Raw genomic sequence first — 19,304 nt, forward strand, 5'->3', positions numbered from 1 at the left:
TCCTTTCTAATGAGAATGTCTCGGCATTCCTTTCGTATTAGTTATATCTAAAAAAACAGTTTCAGTTTCTAAACAACTACCAGTTTCCAATTGACCTACCATTTTTCTTGAAATTTCTTGCCATGGTGTTTGATTTTCTAGAATAGGTAGTTTAGTGTTTTCTTTTCTTTTCTTAATTTCCTCATTTGACACTAATAAATCTATTCTACTATTGTTTAAATCTATCTTAATTCTATCGCCAGTTTTAATTATTAATAAATCTCCTCCTACAGCCGACTCTGGTGAAACATTTAGTATGGACGGACTTTCTGATGTCCCACTTTGTCTTCCATCTCCTAAAGTTGGAAGTGTATTGATACCTTTTTTTAAAAGCTTATCAGGTGGTTGCATATTTACTACTTCAGCTGATCCTGGATAGCCAACAGGTCCACAGCCTCTAATAATTAAAATTGAATTTTTATCAATATTCAAATTATCATCATTTATTCTTGCATGATAATCTTCAGGTCCTTCAAAAACAACGGCTTTTACTTCAAAAATATTTAAACTATCTTTATTTGATAAATATCTTTCTCTGAACTCAGAGCTAATAACAGAAGTTTTCATTACAGCCGAACTAAAGAAATTACTTTTCATTACAATAAAGCCTGCATTATGAGATAATGGATTTTCATATGATTTAATAACATCTCTATTAACATCAATTTTCATATTTAAATTTTCTTCAATAGTTTTACCAGTAACTGTTAAAGCTTTGATGTTAAGTTTTTTGTCTTTAATTAATTCTTTCATGATGGCTGGTATACCCCCAGCTTTAAAAAAACCTTCCATAAGATGTTCTCCAGCGGGTTGGCAATTTGCTAATAAAGGAATGCTGTGTCCTAATTTTTCCCATTGGTCTAAATTAAAATCAACACCCATATGTCTTGCTATAGCTGTAAGATGAGGTGGGCAATTACTTGAGGCACCAATAGCGCTTGCAACATAAACTGCATTTTCAAATGCTTCTTTTGTCATTATCTTTGATGGTGTTAAATTTTCAAAAACCATTTCAACAATTCGTTTTCCAGTTTTAAAAGAAATATCTGTTCTCTCTTTATAGGGAGCAGGAATTATTGCTCCACCTGGAAGTGACATTCCTAAAGCTTCTGCGATTGAATTCATTGAAGATGCTGTTCCCATTGTATTACAATGCCCTATGCTTGGAGCTGAAGCTGCTGCCATATCCATAAACTCATCATAATCAATTTCACCTTTTGCATGTAATTTTCTTGCTTCCCAAATAATTGTACCTGAGCCAGCTTTTTTTCCTTTATAATTTCCGTCTAACATTGGTCCACCTGACAATACTATTGATGGAATATTTACAGTTGCAGCAGCCATCAATGCTGCAGGTGTGGTTTTATCACAACCTGTTGTAAGAATAACTCCATCAATTGGATATCCATACAAAACTTCTACTAAAGATAAATATGAGAGATTTCTATCAAGCGCTGCTGTAGGTCTTTTTCCAGTTTCTTGAATTGGATGAGTTGGAAATTCCATTGGAATTCCACCAGCTTCTCTTATCCCATCTTTAATTGTTTTACTTAATGCTTGAAAATGTCTATTGCACGGTGAAAGATCACTACCAGATTGTGCTATACCAATGATTGGTTTTCCTGACTGAAGGTCTTCTCTTTTTAGTCCGTAGTTTAAATATCGCTCCAAATATAAAGCTGTAAGACCAGGATCATCAGGATTATCAAACCATTCTTTACTTCTAAGCTTAAATTTTTTCACTTTTATTTTTTATGTTATTCCACCATCAACAACAAAACTTTGTTTAGTGCATCCTGAGGACTGGTCAGAAGATAAAAACAATACTAGTTTTGCAACATCTTCAGGTTTTAGCTGTCGTTTTAAGGCTTGTTTTTCTAATATTAATTTTTTATATTTAGGTGTAAGCCAATGTTTGATTTGTCTTTCAGTTGCAATAGATCCGGGTACAACAGAATTGGTTCTTATATTGTATTTCCCGTACTCTTGAGCAAATGATCTTGTTAAACCAACAACTGCTGATTTGGCAGTTTCATATATAACTTTATCACCTTCACCTAACATCCAGGAAACTGAACTTAAATTTACAATTGATCCATTTTTATCTTTTTTCATACCTTTGACAACTTCTTGAGCTGCAAAAAAATAATGTTTTAAATTTATTGCCATCCTATTCTCATAATATTTTTCATCAACTTCTTCTGTTGTGTGTCTTTCATCATTTGCTGCATTATTAATGAGTGAATGTATTGTTCCTTTAGATGAAACTATTTTTTTTATTATTTTTTGTAATTTTTTAATATCTAATAAATTACATTCAATAAATGTTGGTTTATTAAATTTTTTTTTTTCAATGATATTTATTAATTTTTTTGAATCTTTTACATTTATATCAACAAAATATACTTCACTTTCTTGTTCACAAAAATGTTCGACTATAGAAGCACCAATTCCAGAACCACCACCTGTGATAAAAATTCTTTTATTCTTTAAATCTGAATATTTAACCTTCACAATTATATTCTTTCTTCAGTTAATGTGTCAAATACTGAAATCTGATTAATATCTATATTTAATTTAAATTCTTTATTAATATCAATATCGATAGTTGATGAAAATTTCCCAAGTAATTGTTGTCCTGAAAAATCAAAAGTTATTATTTGCTCATGACCAATATATTCAGAAAGTTCTGATTTAACTTTAATTTCGAAATTATCAGATGCATTTTTCTCAATATAAATATGCTCTGGTCTAATACCTAAGGTTATTTCTTTTTCATCTTCATTAATTTTATTTTTAAAATTATATTTATTTAATGGAATTTTAGTTTGATCGTTACTTGCAAAAAACAATTCTCCATTCTGGTTTATTAATTTTCCTTTAATTAGATTCATCGAAGGAGACCCAATAAAATCTGCAACAAAAATGTTGTTAGGAGTATTATAAATATTTTTTGGCGTATCACATTGTTGGATTACACCATGATTCATTATTGCAATATTTGTTCCCAAACTCATAGCTTCAGTTTGGTCATGGGTCACATATACAACAGTTGTTTTCAAATTTTGATGAAGCTTCTTAATCTCTCTTCTCATTTCAACTCTTAATTTTGCATCCAAATTAGATAATGGTTCATCAAATAAAAAAACTTTAGGATCTCTAACTAAAGCTCTACCCATAGCAACTCTCTGTCTTTGACCACCGGATAATTGGGATGGTTTTCGTTCTAAGAGTTCATTTATTTTCAATAAGCTTGATACTCTATTTAAAGACTTTTCAATTTTATCTTTAGGTGTCTTTCTCTGCTCTAATCCAAATGTAACATTTTTTTTCACCGTCATAGCGGGATAAAGGGCGTATGATTGAAACACTAAAGCTATATCCCTATCACTAGGTTCCATGTCATTAACACGGTAATCATCTATTAAAATTTCACCACTATTAGAAGTTTCTAATCCAGCAATAGTATTTAATAATGTTGATTTTCCACATCCAGATGGTCCTAATAAAACAAGGAAATCACCATCATTTATATCCAAATTAATTCCTTTTAAAACTTCTGTAGATCCAAAGTTTTTATTAATGTCATTTATCTTTAAATTAGCCATTTTGTTATCCTTTCACTGACCCTGCTGTTAATCCTCTAATAAAATATTTGCCTGCCAATACATAAACAACTAGTGTTGGAAATCCAGCTATGATTGCTGCAGCCATATCAACATTATATCTTTTAACGCTAGAGCTTGTTAACACCATATTATTTAAAGCAACTTGTATTGGGGCTTCTTCACCAAATGTAAATGTGGCACCAAATAAAAAATCATTCCAAATCATGGTAAATTGCCAAATGATAGTAACTACTAAAATTGGAGCTGAGATCGGTAACATGATTTTAAAAAATATTTTAAAAAAACCTGCCCCATCTATTCTGGCAGCTTTCACAATTTCATCTGAAATAGAAATATAATAATTTCTACAAAATAGAGTTGTAAAACATAAACCATAAACTACATGAACTAAAATCAGTCCATAAATAGAATTTGATATACCTAAGAAACCTAATGTTCTAGACATTGGAAGCAGTATTGCTTGATAAGGGATGAATGTTCCAAATAAAAATAATAAAAATATATAGCTATCTCCTTTAAATCTCCATTTTGTTAAAGCATATCCATTAATCGCCCCTAATATAGTTGAGATAATTACGCCGGGGACCACTAATTTTACAGAGTTCCAAAAGTACGTTTTTAAATATACATCTCCTGCTGAAAAACCTTGACCACTCCATGCTACATCCCATGAACCTAAATCTAAAGAGCTTGGTAAAGAAAATAAATTTCCCTGTCTAATTTCCTCCATAGTTTTAAAAGAAGTAACTATCATTACGTATAGTGGTGTAATGTAATACAAAGCAAAAATTCCTAAAATTACAAACAATATCCATCTATAAATTAATTTTTTTGTATTAGATGATTTTTCTAAATCTTTATAAGTTTGAATATTATTTTCTGTCATCTTCTCTTTTTAATTCTGAATACAAATATGGAACAACTATTGCTGAAACTGTTAAAAACATCATGATTGCACTTGCTGAAGCTAAGCCAATTTCACTTCTATGAAATGCCATTTGTGTCATAAATACCGCTGGCATATCTGATGAAATTCCAGGACCACCTGCTGTTAATGCAATTACTAGATCATAACTTTTAATTGCTAAGTGAACTAATATAACAAGTGCGCTCATAAACACTGGTCTCATCATAGGTAAAATAATTTTTGTATAAACTGATACTATTCCTGCACCATCTATTTTGGCTGCCTTAATTATCTCATCATCCACAGATCTTAATCCGGCAAGAAAAATAGCCATTATAAAACCTGAAGATTGCCAAACACCTGCTATTACTATTGTGTAAATAGACATGCCTGGTGTTACTAACCAGTCAAATGTAAAAGTTTCGAAACCAATATCTTGAGCAAATTTTTCAATTCCTAATGACGGATTTAATATCCATTTCCAGGCTGTCCCTGTCACAATAAATGATAAAGCCATTGGATATAGATAAATTGTTCTTAAAAAACCCTCAGCTCTAATTTTTTGATCTAGCAAAATAGCAAGTACAATTCCTATAAAAACACATAAGATTATAAATAGTACTGTAAAAATAAATAAATTTTCAACTGCTACATGCCATCTTGGCATCGACCAAAGTCTAAAATATTGGTCAATACCCCAAAATTCATATTTAGGTAATAATTTTGATTTAGTAAAGGAAATATAAATTGTCCAGAAAATGAAACCATAAACAAACCAAGCAATTACACCAAACGATGGTGCTATTACTAATCTGGGTAAATTTCTTTTCAACCAATACATAAAAAATTAATTAAAGATTAAATCATGCGCTATTTTATAGCGCATGATAATTTAGATTAACTACTTTGATTAACTTGCAGCCTTAACAGCAGCTGATAATTTCTTAACAGCATCTTGAGAAGACATGTTTGAGTTAAAGTGTTCAGTTACAACGTCTTGAATTGCACCTTTTACACCAAGCTCCAAAGTCATACCGTGAGCAAAACTTGGAAGTAATCCACCTTTTGCTGCCGCAGTATTTAAATCTGAGTTAGATTTTTTCGCACATTTATCAAAATCATCCATAGGGACATCAAGTCTTGCTGGAATTGATCCTTTGTAAATGTTGAAAACTTTTTGGAACTCTTTACCCATGATTAAACTTGCAAGAAGTTTTTGACCTTCAACTTTTTCTTTTCCTTTAATTTTAAAGAAAATGAATGAGTCTACATTGTATAGATATCCATTGTTAGATGGAGTAGCTGCACAGTAATAGTCTACATCAGGTTTTAAACCAGCTGCAGCAAATTCACCTTTTGCCCAGTCACCCATAAGTTGGAATGCAGCTTTGCCTTCCATAACCATTCCAGTTGCAACGTTCCAGTCTCTTCCTGGAGAACCAGCATCTGTGTAACCTTTAAGTTTTCTCATTTGATCAAAGATTTTTACCATCGTAGATCCACCCAATGTCGCAACATCAGCGTCTACAAATGCTTTTTTGTAAAAATCGTTTCCGCCAATACCAAGTGCTACAGCTTCAAAAACTGTTGCGTCTTGCCAAGGTTGAGAACCATGCGCTAAAGGGATAATTCCCTTTGCTTGAAGCTTATCAGCAGCAGCATTAAATTCAGCCCATGAAGATGGCATTTTAATTCCATTTGAGTCTAAAACTTTTTTGTTAGCCCAGAACCAGTCAATTCTATGAATGTTTACGGGAGCAGCACAATATGCTTTTCCATCATCGCACTTCATATGATCAGCTACTTGTTTACTTAAAAGTTTATCCCAACCTTCAGCTTTAGCTACAGCATCAATATTGTATGGAGCTACAACACCTTCTCTATCGTAAGCTTGAATAGTTGGTCCTTTAATTTGAGCAGCAGCTGGTGCATCATTAGCTACGATTCTTGCCTTTAATGTTTGCATAGCAGCATCTCCACCACCACCTGAAACTGGCATATCTTTCCACTCACCACCTTGTGCAGCAAAATCATCTTTTAGAACTTGCAATGCTTTTGCTTCTCCACCTGACGTCCACCAGTGAAGAACTTCAGCTTTAGATCCAGCGTAAGAAAGTGTTGGAGCTAAAACTATTGCTAAAATAGCAATTATTATTTTTTTCATTTATCTTCTCCTCATTATTTTTAATTAAAAAAAGAAGGTATATTCATAAAAAAAAAATTGATATTTAATAATTTGTCTACAACCTATGGTTTGTATCTTATTTTTCTAATTTTTTTTTTTATTATTTAATTTTTTTGAATATTATTTTTTTTTAATTTCAACTTTAAATTGAATCTTTAATAAGTAGTTCTTCGTCCTAATCTAGCAGCACCTCTTACACCACTTGCATCACCGTATTTTGGTTTTAAAAAAACACCATCATACTCTTTTCCAATTACAAATTTTTTAACCATAGATTCAATTTCACTTAAAAAATCTATTTCATTTGAAACACCTCCACCAAAGACAAAAGCGTCAGGATCTAAAATATTTATAATTACAGATAATGACATTGCTAAATTTAATTTAAATTCATCTATAAATCTTTCAGCATCAAGGTCATGTTTTCTATTAAGCTCGAAAATTTCATTCGTTTTTAAATTTTTTCCATAAATTTTATTAAATCTTTTTGCTATACCAAGACCAGAAATAAAACTTTCAACTTCTGCTTCTCTTGCATTGTTAGAGTTAAAGTTCTCTTTTTTAGCAGCAAAATATGGAATTTGATTATGGCCCCATTCCCCAGCTACTCCATTAGGGCCACTTACAATCTGTTTATCTATAACTAAACCACCTCCAGCTCCTGAACCTAAAATAATTCCATAAACAATTTTATAATGTTTACCCGCACCATCTATTGCTTCAGATAATGCAAAACAATTTCCATCATTTTCACAAAATACTTCTTTACCCAATGCTTTACGTAAATCACTTTGAAAAGGTTTTTTCTCTAACCAATAACAATTTGGAGCATTCTTAACTAAGCCAGTTTGTGGAGAATGTATTCCAGGATGACAAACACCAATAGGTAATTCTTTTTGAAATTCTTTCTCTAAATTACGATGAATATCTTTTATTGTACTTATAATTGATAAGTAATCTTTTGGACAATCTGTTCTTGATCTATGTTTTTCATTGCCGTCCTCTTCAAGTACAACACTTTCAATTTTTGTAGCGCCTACATCAATTCCTATTTGCATGACTAATATGTGGCCCTTCCACCACTTAAATCAAAAACTGCTGCAGTTGAAAATGAATTTTCTTCACTTGATAGCCATGTAACCAAAGAAGCTAATTCTCTAACTTTTGCGAATTTGTTTCTTGGAATTTTAGAAAGCATATAATTGATATGCTCTTCAGTCATTTGATCAAAAATTCGTGTTTTTGCAGCTGCCGGTGTTACGCAGTTGACTGCTATATTTTTTTGAGCCAATTCTTTACCTAATGATTTTGTTAAAGCGATAACTCCAGCTTTAGAGCTGCTATAAGCGCTTGCATTTGGATTTCCTTCTTTACCTGCAATAGAAGATATATTTACTATTCTTCCATAATTATTTTTTTCCATAATTGGCACAATAGCTTTGCAACAGTAGAATACTGAATTTAAGTTTAAATTTATAACTTTTTTCCATTCATCCAAAGGGTATTTGGCAACTGTTGTATTTAATCCAGCAATACCAGCATTGTTAATAAAAATATCAATTTTATTAAACTTATTTTTAATTACTTTTAAATTTTGATCAATTTGATCTGAATTTGTAACATCTAAAATTTGATAGCTTAAATTATCTGATTTTAATTTTTCTTTTGCTTCTTTTGCTGCATCTTCGTCTAAATCCCAAATTATTACAGTTGCACCAGATTGAATAAATCTTTCAGCAATTGAAAAGCCAAATCCCTGAGCTCCACCTGTTATGATGGCAACTCTATTTTTTAAATCAAATTGTATCATTTATGAAAAATTTTGAAATTTATCCTTTAATGCCTAAGTGGGTATATTTTACATTTAGGTAATCTTTTATTGCGTTAGATCCACCTTCTCTTCCATAGCCACTTTGCTTTATTCCTCCAAAAGGTGCTTCAGCAATAGCAACAAAACCAGTGTTAACAGCAACTGAGCCTGTCTCTAATTTTTCTGAAGCTAAATGAGCAGTCTCCATTGAATTAGTACAAACATAACTACATAATCCAAGTTCATGATTATTGGCTCTTTCCATTACTTCATCAAAAGATTTAAATGATAACATAGGTACTAATGGTCCAAATGGCTCCTCTTTCATAATGGTAAAATCATCTTTAACATCATCAAAAATAGTTGGCTCGTAAAAGAAACCTTTGTTAAAATCAGCTGGTCTTTTTCCTCCTAATAAAACAGTTGCTCCTTCTTGCTTTGTTTTTTCAACAAGAGCTTCAACCTCATTTAGTCTCTTTTGAGTTGTCAAGGGACCTAACTGAGTATCAGGATCCATACCATTTCCAATTTTTAACTTTTTAGTTTTTTCTATAAACAAATCTATAAATTCTTTTTTTTTATTCTCATGAATATAAAATCTATTAGGAGAAATACACACCTGCCCGTTATTTCTAAATTTTGCTGCAATTGCCATGTCAGCAGCTTTCTTCACATCTGCATCATCAAAAACAATAAAGGGTGAGTGACCACTTAATTCCATTGTTACTCTTTGAACTTTATCTGCAGCCTGTTTAAGTATTAATTTTCCAACTCTAACAGAGCCAGTGATAGAAACTTTTTTAATAATATCAGATTGCATTAACTGCGAAGCTATACTTGGTGGATCACCAGATAAAAGATTCACTGCACCGGGTGGCACACCACATTCTCTACAAATATCTACTAATTCCATAACAACACCAGGGGTGATTGTATCTGGTTTAATTATTACCGAACAACCCGCTGCAAGAGCTGTAGAAATTTTTCTAGCCGCTAAAATTAATGGAAAATTCCAAGGAGATAATGCGGCAACAACTCCAACTGGCTGATAATAGACATGAACTCTAGTATCTTCAAATCTGCTCTCTATTGTTTGTCCATAAATTCTTTTTGTCTCTTCAGCATTCCATTCAAAAATATCTGCTGCTCCATTAGTTTCTCCAACACCTTCAGTTAAAGGTTTTCCATTTTCTAACGTCATCCATTTAGCTAAAATATCTTTTTTTTCTCTAATCTTATCTGCAATTTTTCTGAGTATATATGCTCTTTGCCACGGTGTAATTTTTTTCCAAACTTGAAGCCCTTGTTCTGATGATTTTAATGCTCTTTCTACATCAGCAGGCGTAGCCTTGGATGCATGACCAAGAACTTCCTCTGTTGCAGGGTTTATAACTTCATAAGTGCTGTTGTCTTGAGATGCTGTCCATTTGCCATCAATGAATTGTCCAAATTTACTGTACATAATTTTATAAAATTTTTAATACTTTTAACCTAATGGCCAAAGTTTTGGAAACATATTTCCAGATAAATTATCTCCATTTTTATATCCATTTGCTTCCATAATAGCTCTTTCTTCTCTGGCCCAATCACCTCGATAAATAATTTTTGAATTTTCTTTTGCCATTCTTAAAGTAAACCTATTGACATCAGTGCTTGGTGTAGTTTCATGAAGAGCACCATGTAAAGCTCTAATATCAAAAAAAACACAGTCTCCTAACTCTAAATCCCATTCTAAAAATTCATAATCACTTTTATTTTTTAATATATCAGGTGTAATTTCATATTTTTTTCCATTTACTTCACCTGCTATACCATCGACTTGATGACCATCATTAAACCTTGTTCTTAAAAATAATTTATCCCATAAATGAGAACCTTTAACCCAAGCTATACCATCTTGTTTTTTAACTGGTTCTAAAGGTAGCCACAACACACACATAGAACCATCAAAATCAAAATATGAAATATCATGATGAAATGGGGGTTTAGATTTTGATCCAGCCTCTCTAAAAAACCAATTATCCATTACTAAATTAATTTTTTTAGCCTCTAATAACTCTGAAGCAATTTTTGCAGTTGGAGAATTGTAAACAAAATCTGTAAATTCCTTATGTAAATTCCAAGTCCAAAAATCCTCTAAATAACTTGGTAAATTTTTATCTTTAGTGTGGTTAGTAAATCTTGGGCTAGGATTAGCTTTAGCTTTATTAATCCCAACTTTTAATTTTTCAATCCATTTTTTGTCAAATTTATTTTTAAGAAGGATGGCACCATTCTTATTAAATTCTTTAATCTCATTAGCATTTAAAATTTGACTCATCGTTTATTTAATCAATAATAGGCTATATAACATATGAATATTCTTAAAGATAGTTTCGGTAGGAAATTTCCGTATATAAGACTTCTCAATTTCTGATGTTTGTAACTTTAAATGTGGTTATTGTTTACCCGATGGGTACAAAATTGATAAAAGCGATAACAGAACTTTTATTAATATAGATGAAATTAGAAGATTAGCCAAAGCACTATCAGAATTAGGTGTATCAAAAATAAGATTAACTGGTGGTGAACCAACTATTAGAAAAGATTTTTTTGAAATAGTCAAAATTATAAAAGAAAATTCAGGAATTAAAAAAACTGTAATAACTACAAATGGTTATAAATTAGATAAAATAGCAAATGATATTAAAAATAGTGGATTAGACGGGATTAACATCAGTATCGATAGTTTAGATCCTAAAACTTTTAAAAAAATTACTGGTCATGATAGATTAGAAGAAATTCTTAGAGGAATAAAAAATTTACAAAAATTAAATTTTAAAAACATTAAAATTAATGCTGTTCTACTAAAAGGAATAAATGACTCAGAGAAGGACTTTGATAGTTGGGCTGAATTTATAAAAAATAATGAAATAGATTTTAGATATATAGAACTAATGCAAACAGGAGATAATCTAGACTATTTCAATAAGTATCACGTCCCATCAAAAAAATTTGTAGATTATCTAAATAATAACAACTGGATTATTCAAACATTTGGTAAAGATGCTGGGCCAGCAAAAAATTATTTAAATCCAAAATTTAAAGGTAAATTTGGTGTTATTGCTCCCTACTCAAAAGATTTTTGTAAAAGTTGTAATAGACTAAGAATAACTGCAAAAGGTGATTTGAGATTATGTTTGTTTGGTAATACTGGAATTAACATTCGTCATTTAATGCAAAAAGATAGTCAATTAGAGGAATTAAAAGATCTAATTTTAAAACAGCTAAACTTTAAGAAAGAGTCACATTATTTAGAAATTGGTGAAACGGGTTTAACAAAAAATTTATCAACTACAGGCGGTTAATTTGAGTAATTTAAAGATAATAAATAAAAAAGATTTGAAAGATTGGGCGGAAGAGATTTTTAAAAAGAATACTTTTAATATGGTAGATGTGTCAGCTAAAAAAGAAACATATAGAAGAGCCTTAGCCTCTGGGAAAATATATGTTGGTAAAGAGGTTTTTAATCTTATTAAGAATAAAGAAATGCCGAAAGGAGATCCTATAACTTTAGCAGAAGTTTCTGCTGTATTGGGAGTTAAAAAAACAAGCGAATTAATACCTTTATGCCACCCACTACCAATTGATCATACTGCAACAAAGATTATCATGAACAACAAAGATAGCTCTCTTGAAGTTTATTGTGTCGTATCTGCATATGCCAAAACAGGTGTTGAAATGGAGGCTATTATGGGTGTTAATGCTGCTCTAATCACTATTTACGATTTAAGTAAAATAGTTAATCCTCATTTAGAAATAGATAATGTCAAATTGTTAATAAAAGAGGGTGGAAAAAGTGGTTTGTGGAAAAACCCAGACGGACTTCCAGAATTTTTGAAAGAACTATTTTAATAATAATAAAATTAATGAAAGTAATAATAGAACTGTTTGGTGCTAGTAGAGATTTTAGTAATCAAAATTTATTAGAGCTTGATGTGGCAAACGACTCAACAATTAAAGATGTTAGAAATAAAATATTAGATTATTTAAATATAAATTTTAAAGGTAATGAAAATTTTATAAAAATTGTACATTCTTCAGCATTTTGCTCAAATGATAATATAATTAGCGACAATTATAAAATAACAAATAATGAAAAAATTGCTATTATTCCTCCTATCGGAGGGGGTTAATGCTTCATACTAAGATAATAGATGTAAAAAAGAGAAAGCTTTCAATTTCATTGGCTGAAGAATTTATTTCTTCTTCTGATTATGGGGCTTCAATTTTTTTTTCTGGAACTGTCAGAAATCAAAATAATAATAAAAGCGTAGTTGGAATAACATACGATAGCCATGATGCTCTAGTTATAAAAAGTTTTGAAGAAATTTATAATGAGACAAATCAAAAATTAAAAATTGAAGATAAAGCAGTGTTTATTGAACATGCTAAAGGTTTTTTAAATCTTGGAGAAATTAGCATAGTCATTGCAGTTGCATGCAAACATCGTGACGAAGCATACGTTTTATCTAGATATATAATTGAAGAAATTAAAAAAAGATCTCCTATATGGAAAAAGGAACATTATCTAAACAATGAAAGTAACTGGTTAAAAGGTAATCCCATAGTTCATGAAAAAGATTAAATATTCAGAAATTACACCAGAAAAAATTTATAATAATAGAAGATCTTTTATTAAATCAATCAGTGTCGGAGCTAGTTCTATTGCAATCTCGTCGCTTCCTTTTTCAGGTAATGCTGCATCAGATAAGATAGATAACAAAACAAGTTATAAAGATATTACGACATATAATAATTATTATGAGTTTGGTACATCTAAGAGCGATCCTTATAAAAACTCTCAAAATTTCAAAACAAATCCTTGGGATATAAGTATTGAAGGTGAAGTTGAAAGTCCTATTAACTTATCGATGGAAGAAATTTCAGAAATGTTTTTATCTAAAGAAAGAGTACATCGTCTTAGATGTGTAGAAGGATGGTCAATGGTCATTCCTTGGATGGGTTTTTCTTTAAGTGAACTATTGTCTAAAGTTACTCCAACATCAAAAGCTAAATTTGTTGAATTTGAAAGTGTATATGATCCTGATCAAATGAGAGGTCAAAGATATCCAGTTTTAAAATGGCCTTATAGAGAAGGATTGAGAATAGATGAAGCAATGCATCCATTAACTACTATAGTAACTGGTTTATACGGTAAAAAACTTCCCAATCAAAATGGAGCTCCTTTAAGAATATTTGTTCCATGGAAATATGGTTTTAAGAGCGCGAAAGCTATTGTAAAAATTAAACTAGTTGAAAAGATGCCAACTTCATCATGGATGCGTGCGTCACCAAGAGAATATGGTTTTTACTCAAATGTAAATCCTTACGTTGATCATCCAAGATGGTCACAAGCCACTGAAAGAGTTGTAGGAAATGATATTTTTGCACCAAGAGTAAAAACTTTAATGTTTAATGGCTATGAGGAAGAGGTAGCCAGTTTATATACAGACATGGACTTAAAAAAATATTTTTAATGAAAAAATATTTAAAACCATGTGTTTTTGTCTTGAGTTTGATTCCATTATTAATAATTACTTATAAAATTTTCTTTAACAAACTGGGCCCTGAACCAGTGAAAGAGATATCTCATCATACTGGTGAATGGACGTTAATTTTTATTGTTCTTACATTAGCAATGACACCACTTAAAAGAATTACAAAATCAAATATCTGGATATCGTTTAGACGCATGTTGGGATTATTTGTTTTTTTTTATGCAACTACTCATTTAATGACTTATGTTATTATAGACTACAGATTTGATTGGCAGCAAATTTATAGCGATGTTCTAAAAAAAAATATATATTTATAGGATTTTCTGCTTGGTTATTATTGATTCCATTAGCTGTTACATCTTCACAAAAAATGATAAGTCTATTAAAACAAAATTGGAAAAAATTACATAAATTAATTTATGTTATAGCCATTTTTGGTTCCCTTCATTATATTTGGTTATCAAAAACAATTTTTTTTAAACCATTAATTTTTTTAGTAATTGTATTTGTTTTGCTAGTTTCAAGAATTAAAATAAAGAGAGAGGTGTAAATTATGGATAAGAATATTAAAGATAAAATTCAATCAGCTACATTTGAAAGATTGTTAAAGCACTTAGATGAAAGAAAAGATGTTCAGAATATTGACCTCATGAATTTAGCTAACTTTTGTAGAAACTGTCTGTCAAGATGGTACAGAGAAGAAGCAGAAAAAAAAGGTGTAACAATATCTGATCCTGATGCAAGAGAGCATATTTATGGAATGCCTTACTCAGAATGGAAAGAGAAATATCAAAAATAATTATTTTTCTTTAAGTCTTGGAAATAATTCAACAAAGTTACATGGTTTATGATTAATATCTAATTGATGTTTTAAAATTCCATCCCATGCATCAGTAACACCTCCTGAAGAACCTGGTAAAGCAAATACATATTTGCCATTTGCTAAAACTGCACATGCTCTAGATTGTATTGCAGAAGTTCCTACTGTTTTGAGACTTATTGTTCTAAAAACTTCACCAAAACCAGGAATATGTTTATCAGCAATCTCTTCAACAGCTTCTGGTGTAATATCTCTTCCAGTCAAACCTGTTCCTCCGGTAGTAATCACAACATCAACATCTTTTTTTTGGATCCATTCTTTTAAAATCAAAACAATATCTTTCTTATTGTCTTTACATATTTTTCTATCTATTAAATTATGATTGGCTTCCTTAATTTTCTCAACAAGGATAGCTCCGGATTTATCATTATCAAAAGTTCTTGTATCTGTTACAGTTAATAAAGCTATATTCACATTCATAAAAAAATTTTACTATGATTATATTATCAATATTATTTTTTATAACAGCAATTTTATATTCTAGCGTTGGATTTGGTGGTGGATCCTCTTACTTAGCGTTAATGTTGATATGGGATATTCCTTACTATATTTTTCCAATAATAGCTTTGTCTTGTAATATAATTGTAGTTTCTGGGAATTCAGTAAACTATATAAGATCAAAGAATATCGACCTCAAATTATTGATACCCTACCTTATTGGATCTGTACCTTTTGCTTTTTTTGGGGCGTCAATTTCATTGGAAAAAAGTTTATTTGAAATAATTTTATTTTTTATCTTAACGAGTGCTGGAGTCTTTTTATTTATTGAAAGTAAATCTTTTAGTAAAGATGGAATAGAAATAAAAAAAATTTCAAACCCTTTGTCAATCTTAATTGGTTCGGTAATTGGTTTCTTTTCAGGTATTGTCGGAATTGGTGGTGGAATATTTCTAAGTCCAATCTTATTTTTAATGAAAGCTGGTTATCCAAAACAAATAGCTGCAACGGCATCTTTATTTATTTTAATAAATTCTATATTTGGTGTGATTGGACAATTTACTAAAAATATTGTTTTAAATGAGTTTTTAAATTATTGGCCTCTTTTTTTAACAGTTTTTATTGGTGGTCAAATTGGTAATTATCTAAATATAAAGTTTATATCCAATAAAACCCTAGCATTAATGACTTCCTTGCTAGTTATTTTTGTAGCTGCAAGAATGGGTTTTAGGTTATTGTCTTAATGTTGATTTAATTTTCTTTTAATATATTTAAACACGAAATGAAAAATATTAAACCCTTTGGTCCAACAATTGGTAAAACTAAAATTTCAAAAATTTTTTTTGATAAAATTAATAAAGAATTTGATGCAAAATCTATGTCAAAAAAAATTGATTATAGTGGAAAATTAGCAAGTCAAATAAAGAAAGAATTAAAAATATCAAATAATTTTATTAAAAAAAACTTAGAAAAAGAGCTTAAAAATAATATTAAAATATTTTTATCTAACGAAAAAATAAAAAATGTTAAAGAAATAAAGATTCTAAATTTATGGGTTGTGAGGCAATTTAAAGGAGAATACAATCCGATACATTATCACGAAGGTGATTTGTCTGGTGTTGGATATTTAAAATTACCTAAAGGCATGACTAACAATAAACTAGTAAAAAATAAAAAGTTTAAAACAAATGGTACTATAGACTTCATAAATGGACAAAAAGGTTTCTTAAGTAAAAGTATTTATAATGTCGTACCCAAACTCAAAGAATTGATTATTTTTCCAAACTATTTGATGCATACAGCTTATCCTTTTAATATTAAAGGTGAACGCAGATCCTTTTCTTTTAATGCTAAAGTTGTACTAAAAAAATAATTTACAAATATAAAGTTTGTAAGTATAAGTGATTTGCCGATTTGATCCTATTGCGGGCAACAACTGCTAAAGAGGAAATTCCCACAAAAAATCAAATTGCATGGTATTTGAACTATATTGTGCACCCTGCATAAAGCTAAAGCACTAAAAAAGTGAGGTACAAAATGGATTTAAATTTTTTCAAACAAACAAGAGTATTAGATGGTGGTATGGGTCAGGAACTTCTGGCAAGAGGCATGAAGCCAAACGGTACTCTTTGGAGTGCTAATGCAATTTTAAATGAAAATTATCATAAATTACTGAGAGATACTCATATAGATTTTGTAAAAGCTGGCGCTGAAGTAATTGTGACTACAACTTTTACAACTAGACGAAAAAGATTAAAGGAAAATAATATTGAAGATAAATTTGAATATTTAAACAAAAAAGCAGGTGAAATAGCTCAAGAGGTAAAAAGAGAGTTTCCAAATATTCTCATAGCAGGTGGTCTGCCTCCACAGGAGTTAACTTATGAAGCTGATGAAAGAAATGAAGAAGACATTACCAAAACTTTTAATGAGCAAGCTAGATTATTAAATCCTTATGTTGATTTCTTTTACTTTGATGTTTGGAGTAGTATTAAAGAATTCAAATGTGGTATTAAAGCTATTAAAGAATTTAAAAAACCTTACTTGATTGGTATCCACATATCTGAAGGAACTAAATTACCAAGTGGAGAAAAAATTTCTGATATTAAAAGTATTTTAGATGATCAATTATTAGGAGTAATGCTTTCATGTGTGTCTCCTGAAAATTATGAAAAAAATTTAGAGGAAGTGAAAAATCTTAATGTTCCATTTGGTTTTAAATTAAATGGATTTATGACAACAAAACCAAAAGATGGATACACATCATCTTATTTTAAAAATTCTGGTGGAAATCCTAATGAATTTCTTGGGCAAAGACACGATTTAACACCTGATGTAATTGGAAAAATTGCAAAAAACTTTAAGCAAAATGGTGCAACAATATTAGGTGGTTGTTGCGAAACAAGACCTGCGCATATTAAAGCAATGTCAGAACTTAAGTAAATTTTTTATTGTCAGCTTTTTTTACAAAATAAATACCTATACAAACTGCTAATAAAGAAACTAACACTTTTATAGTTATTATTTCTTTTAAAAATATATAACCTAAGATAGTTCCAAATATTGGTATTAAGTAAGAAACTTGGGATTGAAAAATTAAACCATTATTTTTTAAAATTCTAAATCTTAAAAGCCAGGCAACTCCAGTTGGTACAATTCCCAAATATATAACAGATATCAATGAGTCAGTTCGTGGAATTGATTGCCAAGGATGCTCAATAAAGCTTACAAGAGGAATTAAAATTATAATTGCCCATATTAATATCGAGCCAGTTACATTTTCATTTTTCTTTTTGCTGATTTTTAGAGTCAAAACACCACCAATCACATAACATGTTGAACCAAGTAAAATTAATAAAGCTGATGTAAAATTATTTTCATCAATTAATAGATTATCAGAAAATAAAAATATAATTCCTGCAAAACCAATTAAAATTCCAATTGTTTTTACTAAATTAAATTTTTCATTCTTAGTGTAAAAATGTCCTAAAATAGTTGAGCTCAGAGGTGTTGTGGACATTAATATTGCTGCAAGATTACTTTGAACAGATTTAACTCCATAAGCAATTAAAAAAAATGGAGCTACAAGATTGATAAAGCCAATCATTGCAAACCAATGCCAATCTTTAGAAAACGCTTCAATCTTAATCTTTTTAAAATAGCAAAGAAGTAAAACAGGAATAGCTCCAAAAAAAACTCTTAAAAAAGCAATGGTTACAGGTCCAAAAGAATATGTTGCTATCTTAATATTAAAAAAGGCTGACGCCCAAATTAAAGCTAATGTTGTTAATAAAATATAATCAATTAATTTTGGTTGTCTCATTCTGTTATCTCTTTTTTTTCACCATTGGTTAATTGAGTTAATTTGTTAAACTCTATTTCAAAAACACAATTCGGATGTCCCGCAGCTGCGAAAAGTGTTTTAAATCTTTCTAAATTAGTATCAATATAGATTTTTACTTTATTAATATGACCTACGGGAGAAACTCCACCAATGGTATAACCAGTTACTTTTTTAACATCATCTGGATGTGCCATGGAAACATCTTTAATATTTAAAATGTTTTTAAGTTTGTTTAAAGAGCATCTTTTATCTCCTGAAATTAAACAAAGAATGAAATTATCCTCTGTTTTGAATATTAAGCTTTTAACTATTGCTCCTACATTGCAACCCAAAGCTGTAGCTGCATCTTGTGCGGTCCGAGCAGTTTCTTTCAAACAAATGATTTCAATCTTGTTATCAAATGCATGAATTGCTTTTTCAGCTCTTTTAACTGGTTCTTTGTTTAGTAAAGGGTTCACTGTGTAAAACTCATTAAATAATATTGAATAAATACAACACTTATGTGAAAATTGCATAGGTGTTATTTATTAAAT

Annotated in this window: 22 protein-coding genes, 1 pseudogene and 1 riboswitch; of the genes and pseudogenes, 10 read left to right on the forward strand and 13 right to left on the reverse strand. The window is 30.0% G+C overall.

From position 1 onward, the window contains the following. Positions 1-6: 6 nt before the first annotated feature. The 10 genes from ACIJYB_RS04780 to ACIJYB_RS04825 all read right to left on the reverse strand — a co-directional run bounded on the left by ACIJYB_RS04780 (position 7) and on the right by ACIJYB_RS04825 (position 10,890). Positions 7-1,782: an IlvD/Edd family dehydratase gene (locus ACIJYB_RS04780; RefSeq protein WP_435150198.1), complete on the reverse strand. Its 1,776-nt coding sequence runs from the start codon at positions 1,780-1,782 to the stop codon at positions 7-9. Positions 1,783-1,791: 9 nt separating this feature from the next. Next, entirely contained in the window at positions 1,792-2,553 is a 762-nt protein-coding gene (locus tag ACIJYB_RS04785) for an SDR family NAD(P)-dependent oxidoreductase (RefSeq protein ID WP_435150200.1), read from the reverse strand. Between the two features lie 2 nt (positions 2,554-2,555). Continuing rightward, entirely contained in the window at positions 2,556-3,647 is a 1,092-nt protein-coding gene (locus tag ACIJYB_RS04790) for an ABC transporter ATP-binding protein (RefSeq protein ID WP_435150202.1), read from the reverse strand. A 4-nt stretch (positions 3,648-3,651) separates the two neighbouring features. Beyond that, positions 3,652-4,554 carry a carbohydrate ABC transporter permease gene (locus ACIJYB_RS04795; RefSeq protein ID WP_435150204.1) on the reverse strand — a complete coding sequence of 301 codons (903 nt, stop codon included), beginning with the start codon at positions 4,552-4,554 and terminating at the stop codon, positions 3,652-3,654. Then, positions 4,541-5,416 (reverse strand): carbohydrate ABC transporter permease, encoded by an 876-nt coding sequence (locus ACIJYB_RS04800; protein ID WP_435085107.1) that lies wholly within the window; start codon positions 5,414-5,416, stop codon positions 4,541-4,543. The genes ACIJYB_RS04795 and ACIJYB_RS04800 overlap by 14 nt, the downstream gene beginning before the upstream one ends. A 69-nt stretch (positions 5,417-5,485) precedes the next feature. Next, complete coding sequence (locus ACIJYB_RS04805) at positions 5,486-6,739, reverse strand: ABC transporter substrate-binding protein (RefSeq protein WP_435150206.1); 1,254 nt, start codon at positions 6,737-6,739, stop codon at positions 5,486-5,488. A 176-nt stretch (positions 6,740-6,915) separates the two neighbouring features. Beyond that, positions 6,916-7,818, reverse strand: coding sequence for an ROK family protein (locus tag ACIJYB_RS04810; protein ID WP_435150208.1), 903 nt, complete (start codon positions 7,816-7,818; stop codon positions 6,916-6,918). A 2-nt stretch (positions 7,819-7,820) separates the two neighbouring features. Further along, positions 7,821-8,570 carry an SDR family NAD(P)-dependent oxidoreductase gene (locus ACIJYB_RS04815; RefSeq protein WP_435150210.1) on the reverse strand — a complete coding sequence of 250 codons (750 nt, stop codon included), beginning with the start codon at positions 8,568-8,570 and terminating at the stop codon, positions 7,821-7,823. 19 nt (positions 8,571-8,589) lie between these two features. Continuing rightward, positions 8,590-10,032, reverse strand: coding sequence for an NAD-dependent succinate-semialdehyde dehydrogenase (locus tag ACIJYB_RS04820; protein WP_435150212.1), 1,443 nt, complete (start codon positions 10,030-10,032; stop codon positions 8,590-8,592). A 24-nt stretch (positions 10,033-10,056) separates the two neighbouring features. Beyond that, a complete protein-coding gene (locus ACIJYB_RS04825; RefSeq protein WP_435150214.1) occupies positions 10,057-10,890 on the reverse strand; it encodes a phytanoyl-CoA dioxygenase family protein in 834 nt (277 codons plus the stop codon). Between the two features lie 33 nt (positions 10,891-10,923). Here ACIJYB_RS04825 and moaA point away from each other — a divergent pair. The 7 genes and pseudogenes from moaA to ACIJYB_RS04860 all read left to right on the forward strand — a co-directional run bounded on the left by moaA (position 10,924) and on the right by ACIJYB_RS04860 (position 14,909). Then, positions 10,924-11,917, forward strand: a pseudogene (moaA, locus tag ACIJYB_RS04830) (GTP 3',8-cyclase MoaA). A 1-nt stretch (position 11,918) separates the two neighbouring features. Then, positions 11,919-12,464, forward strand: a complete 546-nt coding sequence (gene moaC / locus ACIJYB_RS04835) for a cyclic pyranopterin monophosphate synthase MoaC (RefSeq protein ID WP_435085116.1) — start codon at positions 11,919-11,921, stop codon at positions 12,462-12,464. A 14-nt stretch (positions 12,465-12,478) separates the two neighbouring features. After that, positions 12,479-12,745, forward strand: coding sequence for a MoaD/ThiS family protein (locus tag ACIJYB_RS04840; protein WP_435150216.1), 267 nt, complete (start codon positions 12,479-12,481; stop codon positions 12,743-12,745). After that, positions 12,745-13,197 carry a molybdopterin synthase catalytic subunit gene (locus tag ACIJYB_RS04845; protein WP_435150218.1) on the forward strand — a complete coding sequence of 151 codons (453 nt, stop codon included), beginning with the start codon at positions 12,745-12,747 and terminating at the stop codon, positions 13,195-13,197. Before ACIJYB_RS04840 ends, ACIJYB_RS04845 begins: the two co-directional genes overlap by 1 nt. Then, a complete protein-coding gene (gene msrP, locus ACIJYB_RS04850; protein ID WP_435150220.1) occupies positions 13,184-14,089 on the forward strand; it encodes a protein-methionine-sulfoxide reductase catalytic subunit MsrP in 906 nt (301 codons plus the stop codon). The genes ACIJYB_RS04845 and msrP overlap by 14 nt, the downstream gene beginning before the upstream one ends. Then, positions 14,089-14,427 carry a sulfite oxidase heme-binding subunit YedZ gene (locus tag ACIJYB_RS04855; RefSeq protein ID WP_435150223.1) on the forward strand — a complete coding sequence of 113 codons (339 nt, stop codon included), beginning with the start codon at positions 14,089-14,091 and terminating at the stop codon, positions 14,425-14,427. The genes msrP and ACIJYB_RS04855 overlap by 1 nt, the downstream gene beginning before the upstream one ends. Positions 14,428-14,663: 236 nt before the next feature. After that, the gene (locus tag ACIJYB_RS04860; protein WP_435150225.1) at positions 14,664-14,909 is read left to right on the forward strand and encodes a DUF1244 domain-containing protein; all 246 of its coding nucleotides are present in this window, start codon (positions 14,664-14,666) and stop codon (positions 14,907-14,909) included. On the opposite strand, the gene moaB is transcribed toward ACIJYB_RS04860, so the two are convergent. Continuing rightward, a complete protein-coding gene (moaB, locus tag ACIJYB_RS04865; protein WP_435085124.1) occupies positions 14,910-15,410 on the reverse strand; it encodes a molybdenum cofactor biosynthesis protein B in 501 nt (166 codons plus the stop codon). It lies immediately after the preceding gene. A 14-nt stretch (positions 15,411-15,424) separates the two neighbouring features. Between moaB and ACIJYB_RS04870 the strand changes: the two genes are divergently transcribed. From ACIJYB_RS04870 to ACIJYB_RS04880, 3 genes are all read left to right on the forward strand, one after another. Then, a complete protein-coding gene (locus tag ACIJYB_RS04870; RefSeq protein ID WP_435150226.1) occupies positions 15,425-16,171 on the forward strand; it encodes a sulfite exporter TauE/SafE family protein in 747 nt (248 codons plus the stop codon). A gap of 38 nt (positions 16,172-16,209) precedes the next feature. Continuing rightward, a complete protein-coding gene (locus ACIJYB_RS04875; RefSeq protein WP_435150228.1) occupies positions 16,210-16,800 on the forward strand; it encodes a putative 2OG-Fe(II) oxygenase in 591 nt (196 codons plus the stop codon). Between the two features lie 92 nt (positions 16,801-16,892). Continuing rightward, a riboswitch (SAM riboswitch) is annotated at positions 16,893-16,956 on the forward strand. An 8-nt stretch (positions 16,957-16,964) separates the two neighbouring features. Then, positions 16,965-17,870, forward strand: a complete 906-nt coding sequence (locus ACIJYB_RS04880) for a homocysteine S-methyltransferase family protein (protein ID WP_435150230.1) — start codon at positions 16,965-16,967, stop codon at positions 17,868-17,870. Here ACIJYB_RS04880 and ACIJYB_RS04885 read toward each other — a convergent pair. Next, positions 17,863-18,750: a DMT family transporter gene (locus ACIJYB_RS04885; protein ID WP_435150232.1), complete on the reverse strand. Its 888-nt coding sequence runs from the start codon at positions 18,748-18,750 to the stop codon at positions 17,863-17,865. The genes ACIJYB_RS04880 and ACIJYB_RS04885 overlap by 8 nt on opposite strands. Continuing rightward, positions 18,747-19,229 carry a YbaK/EbsC family protein gene (locus ACIJYB_RS04890; RefSeq protein ID WP_435150235.1) on the reverse strand — a complete coding sequence of 161 codons (483 nt, stop codon included), beginning with the start codon at positions 19,227-19,229 and terminating at the stop codon, positions 18,747-18,749. Before ACIJYB_RS04890 ends, ACIJYB_RS04885 begins: the two co-directional genes overlap by 4 nt. Positions 19,230-19,304: the final 75 nt, after the last annotated feature.

Source organism: Candidatus Pelagibacter bacterium nBUS_44 (genome assembly GCF_051200895.1).
In the GTDB taxonomy this organism is placed as follows: domain Bacteria; phylum Pseudomonadota; class Alphaproteobacteria; order Pelagibacterales; family Pelagibacteraceae; genus Pelagibacter.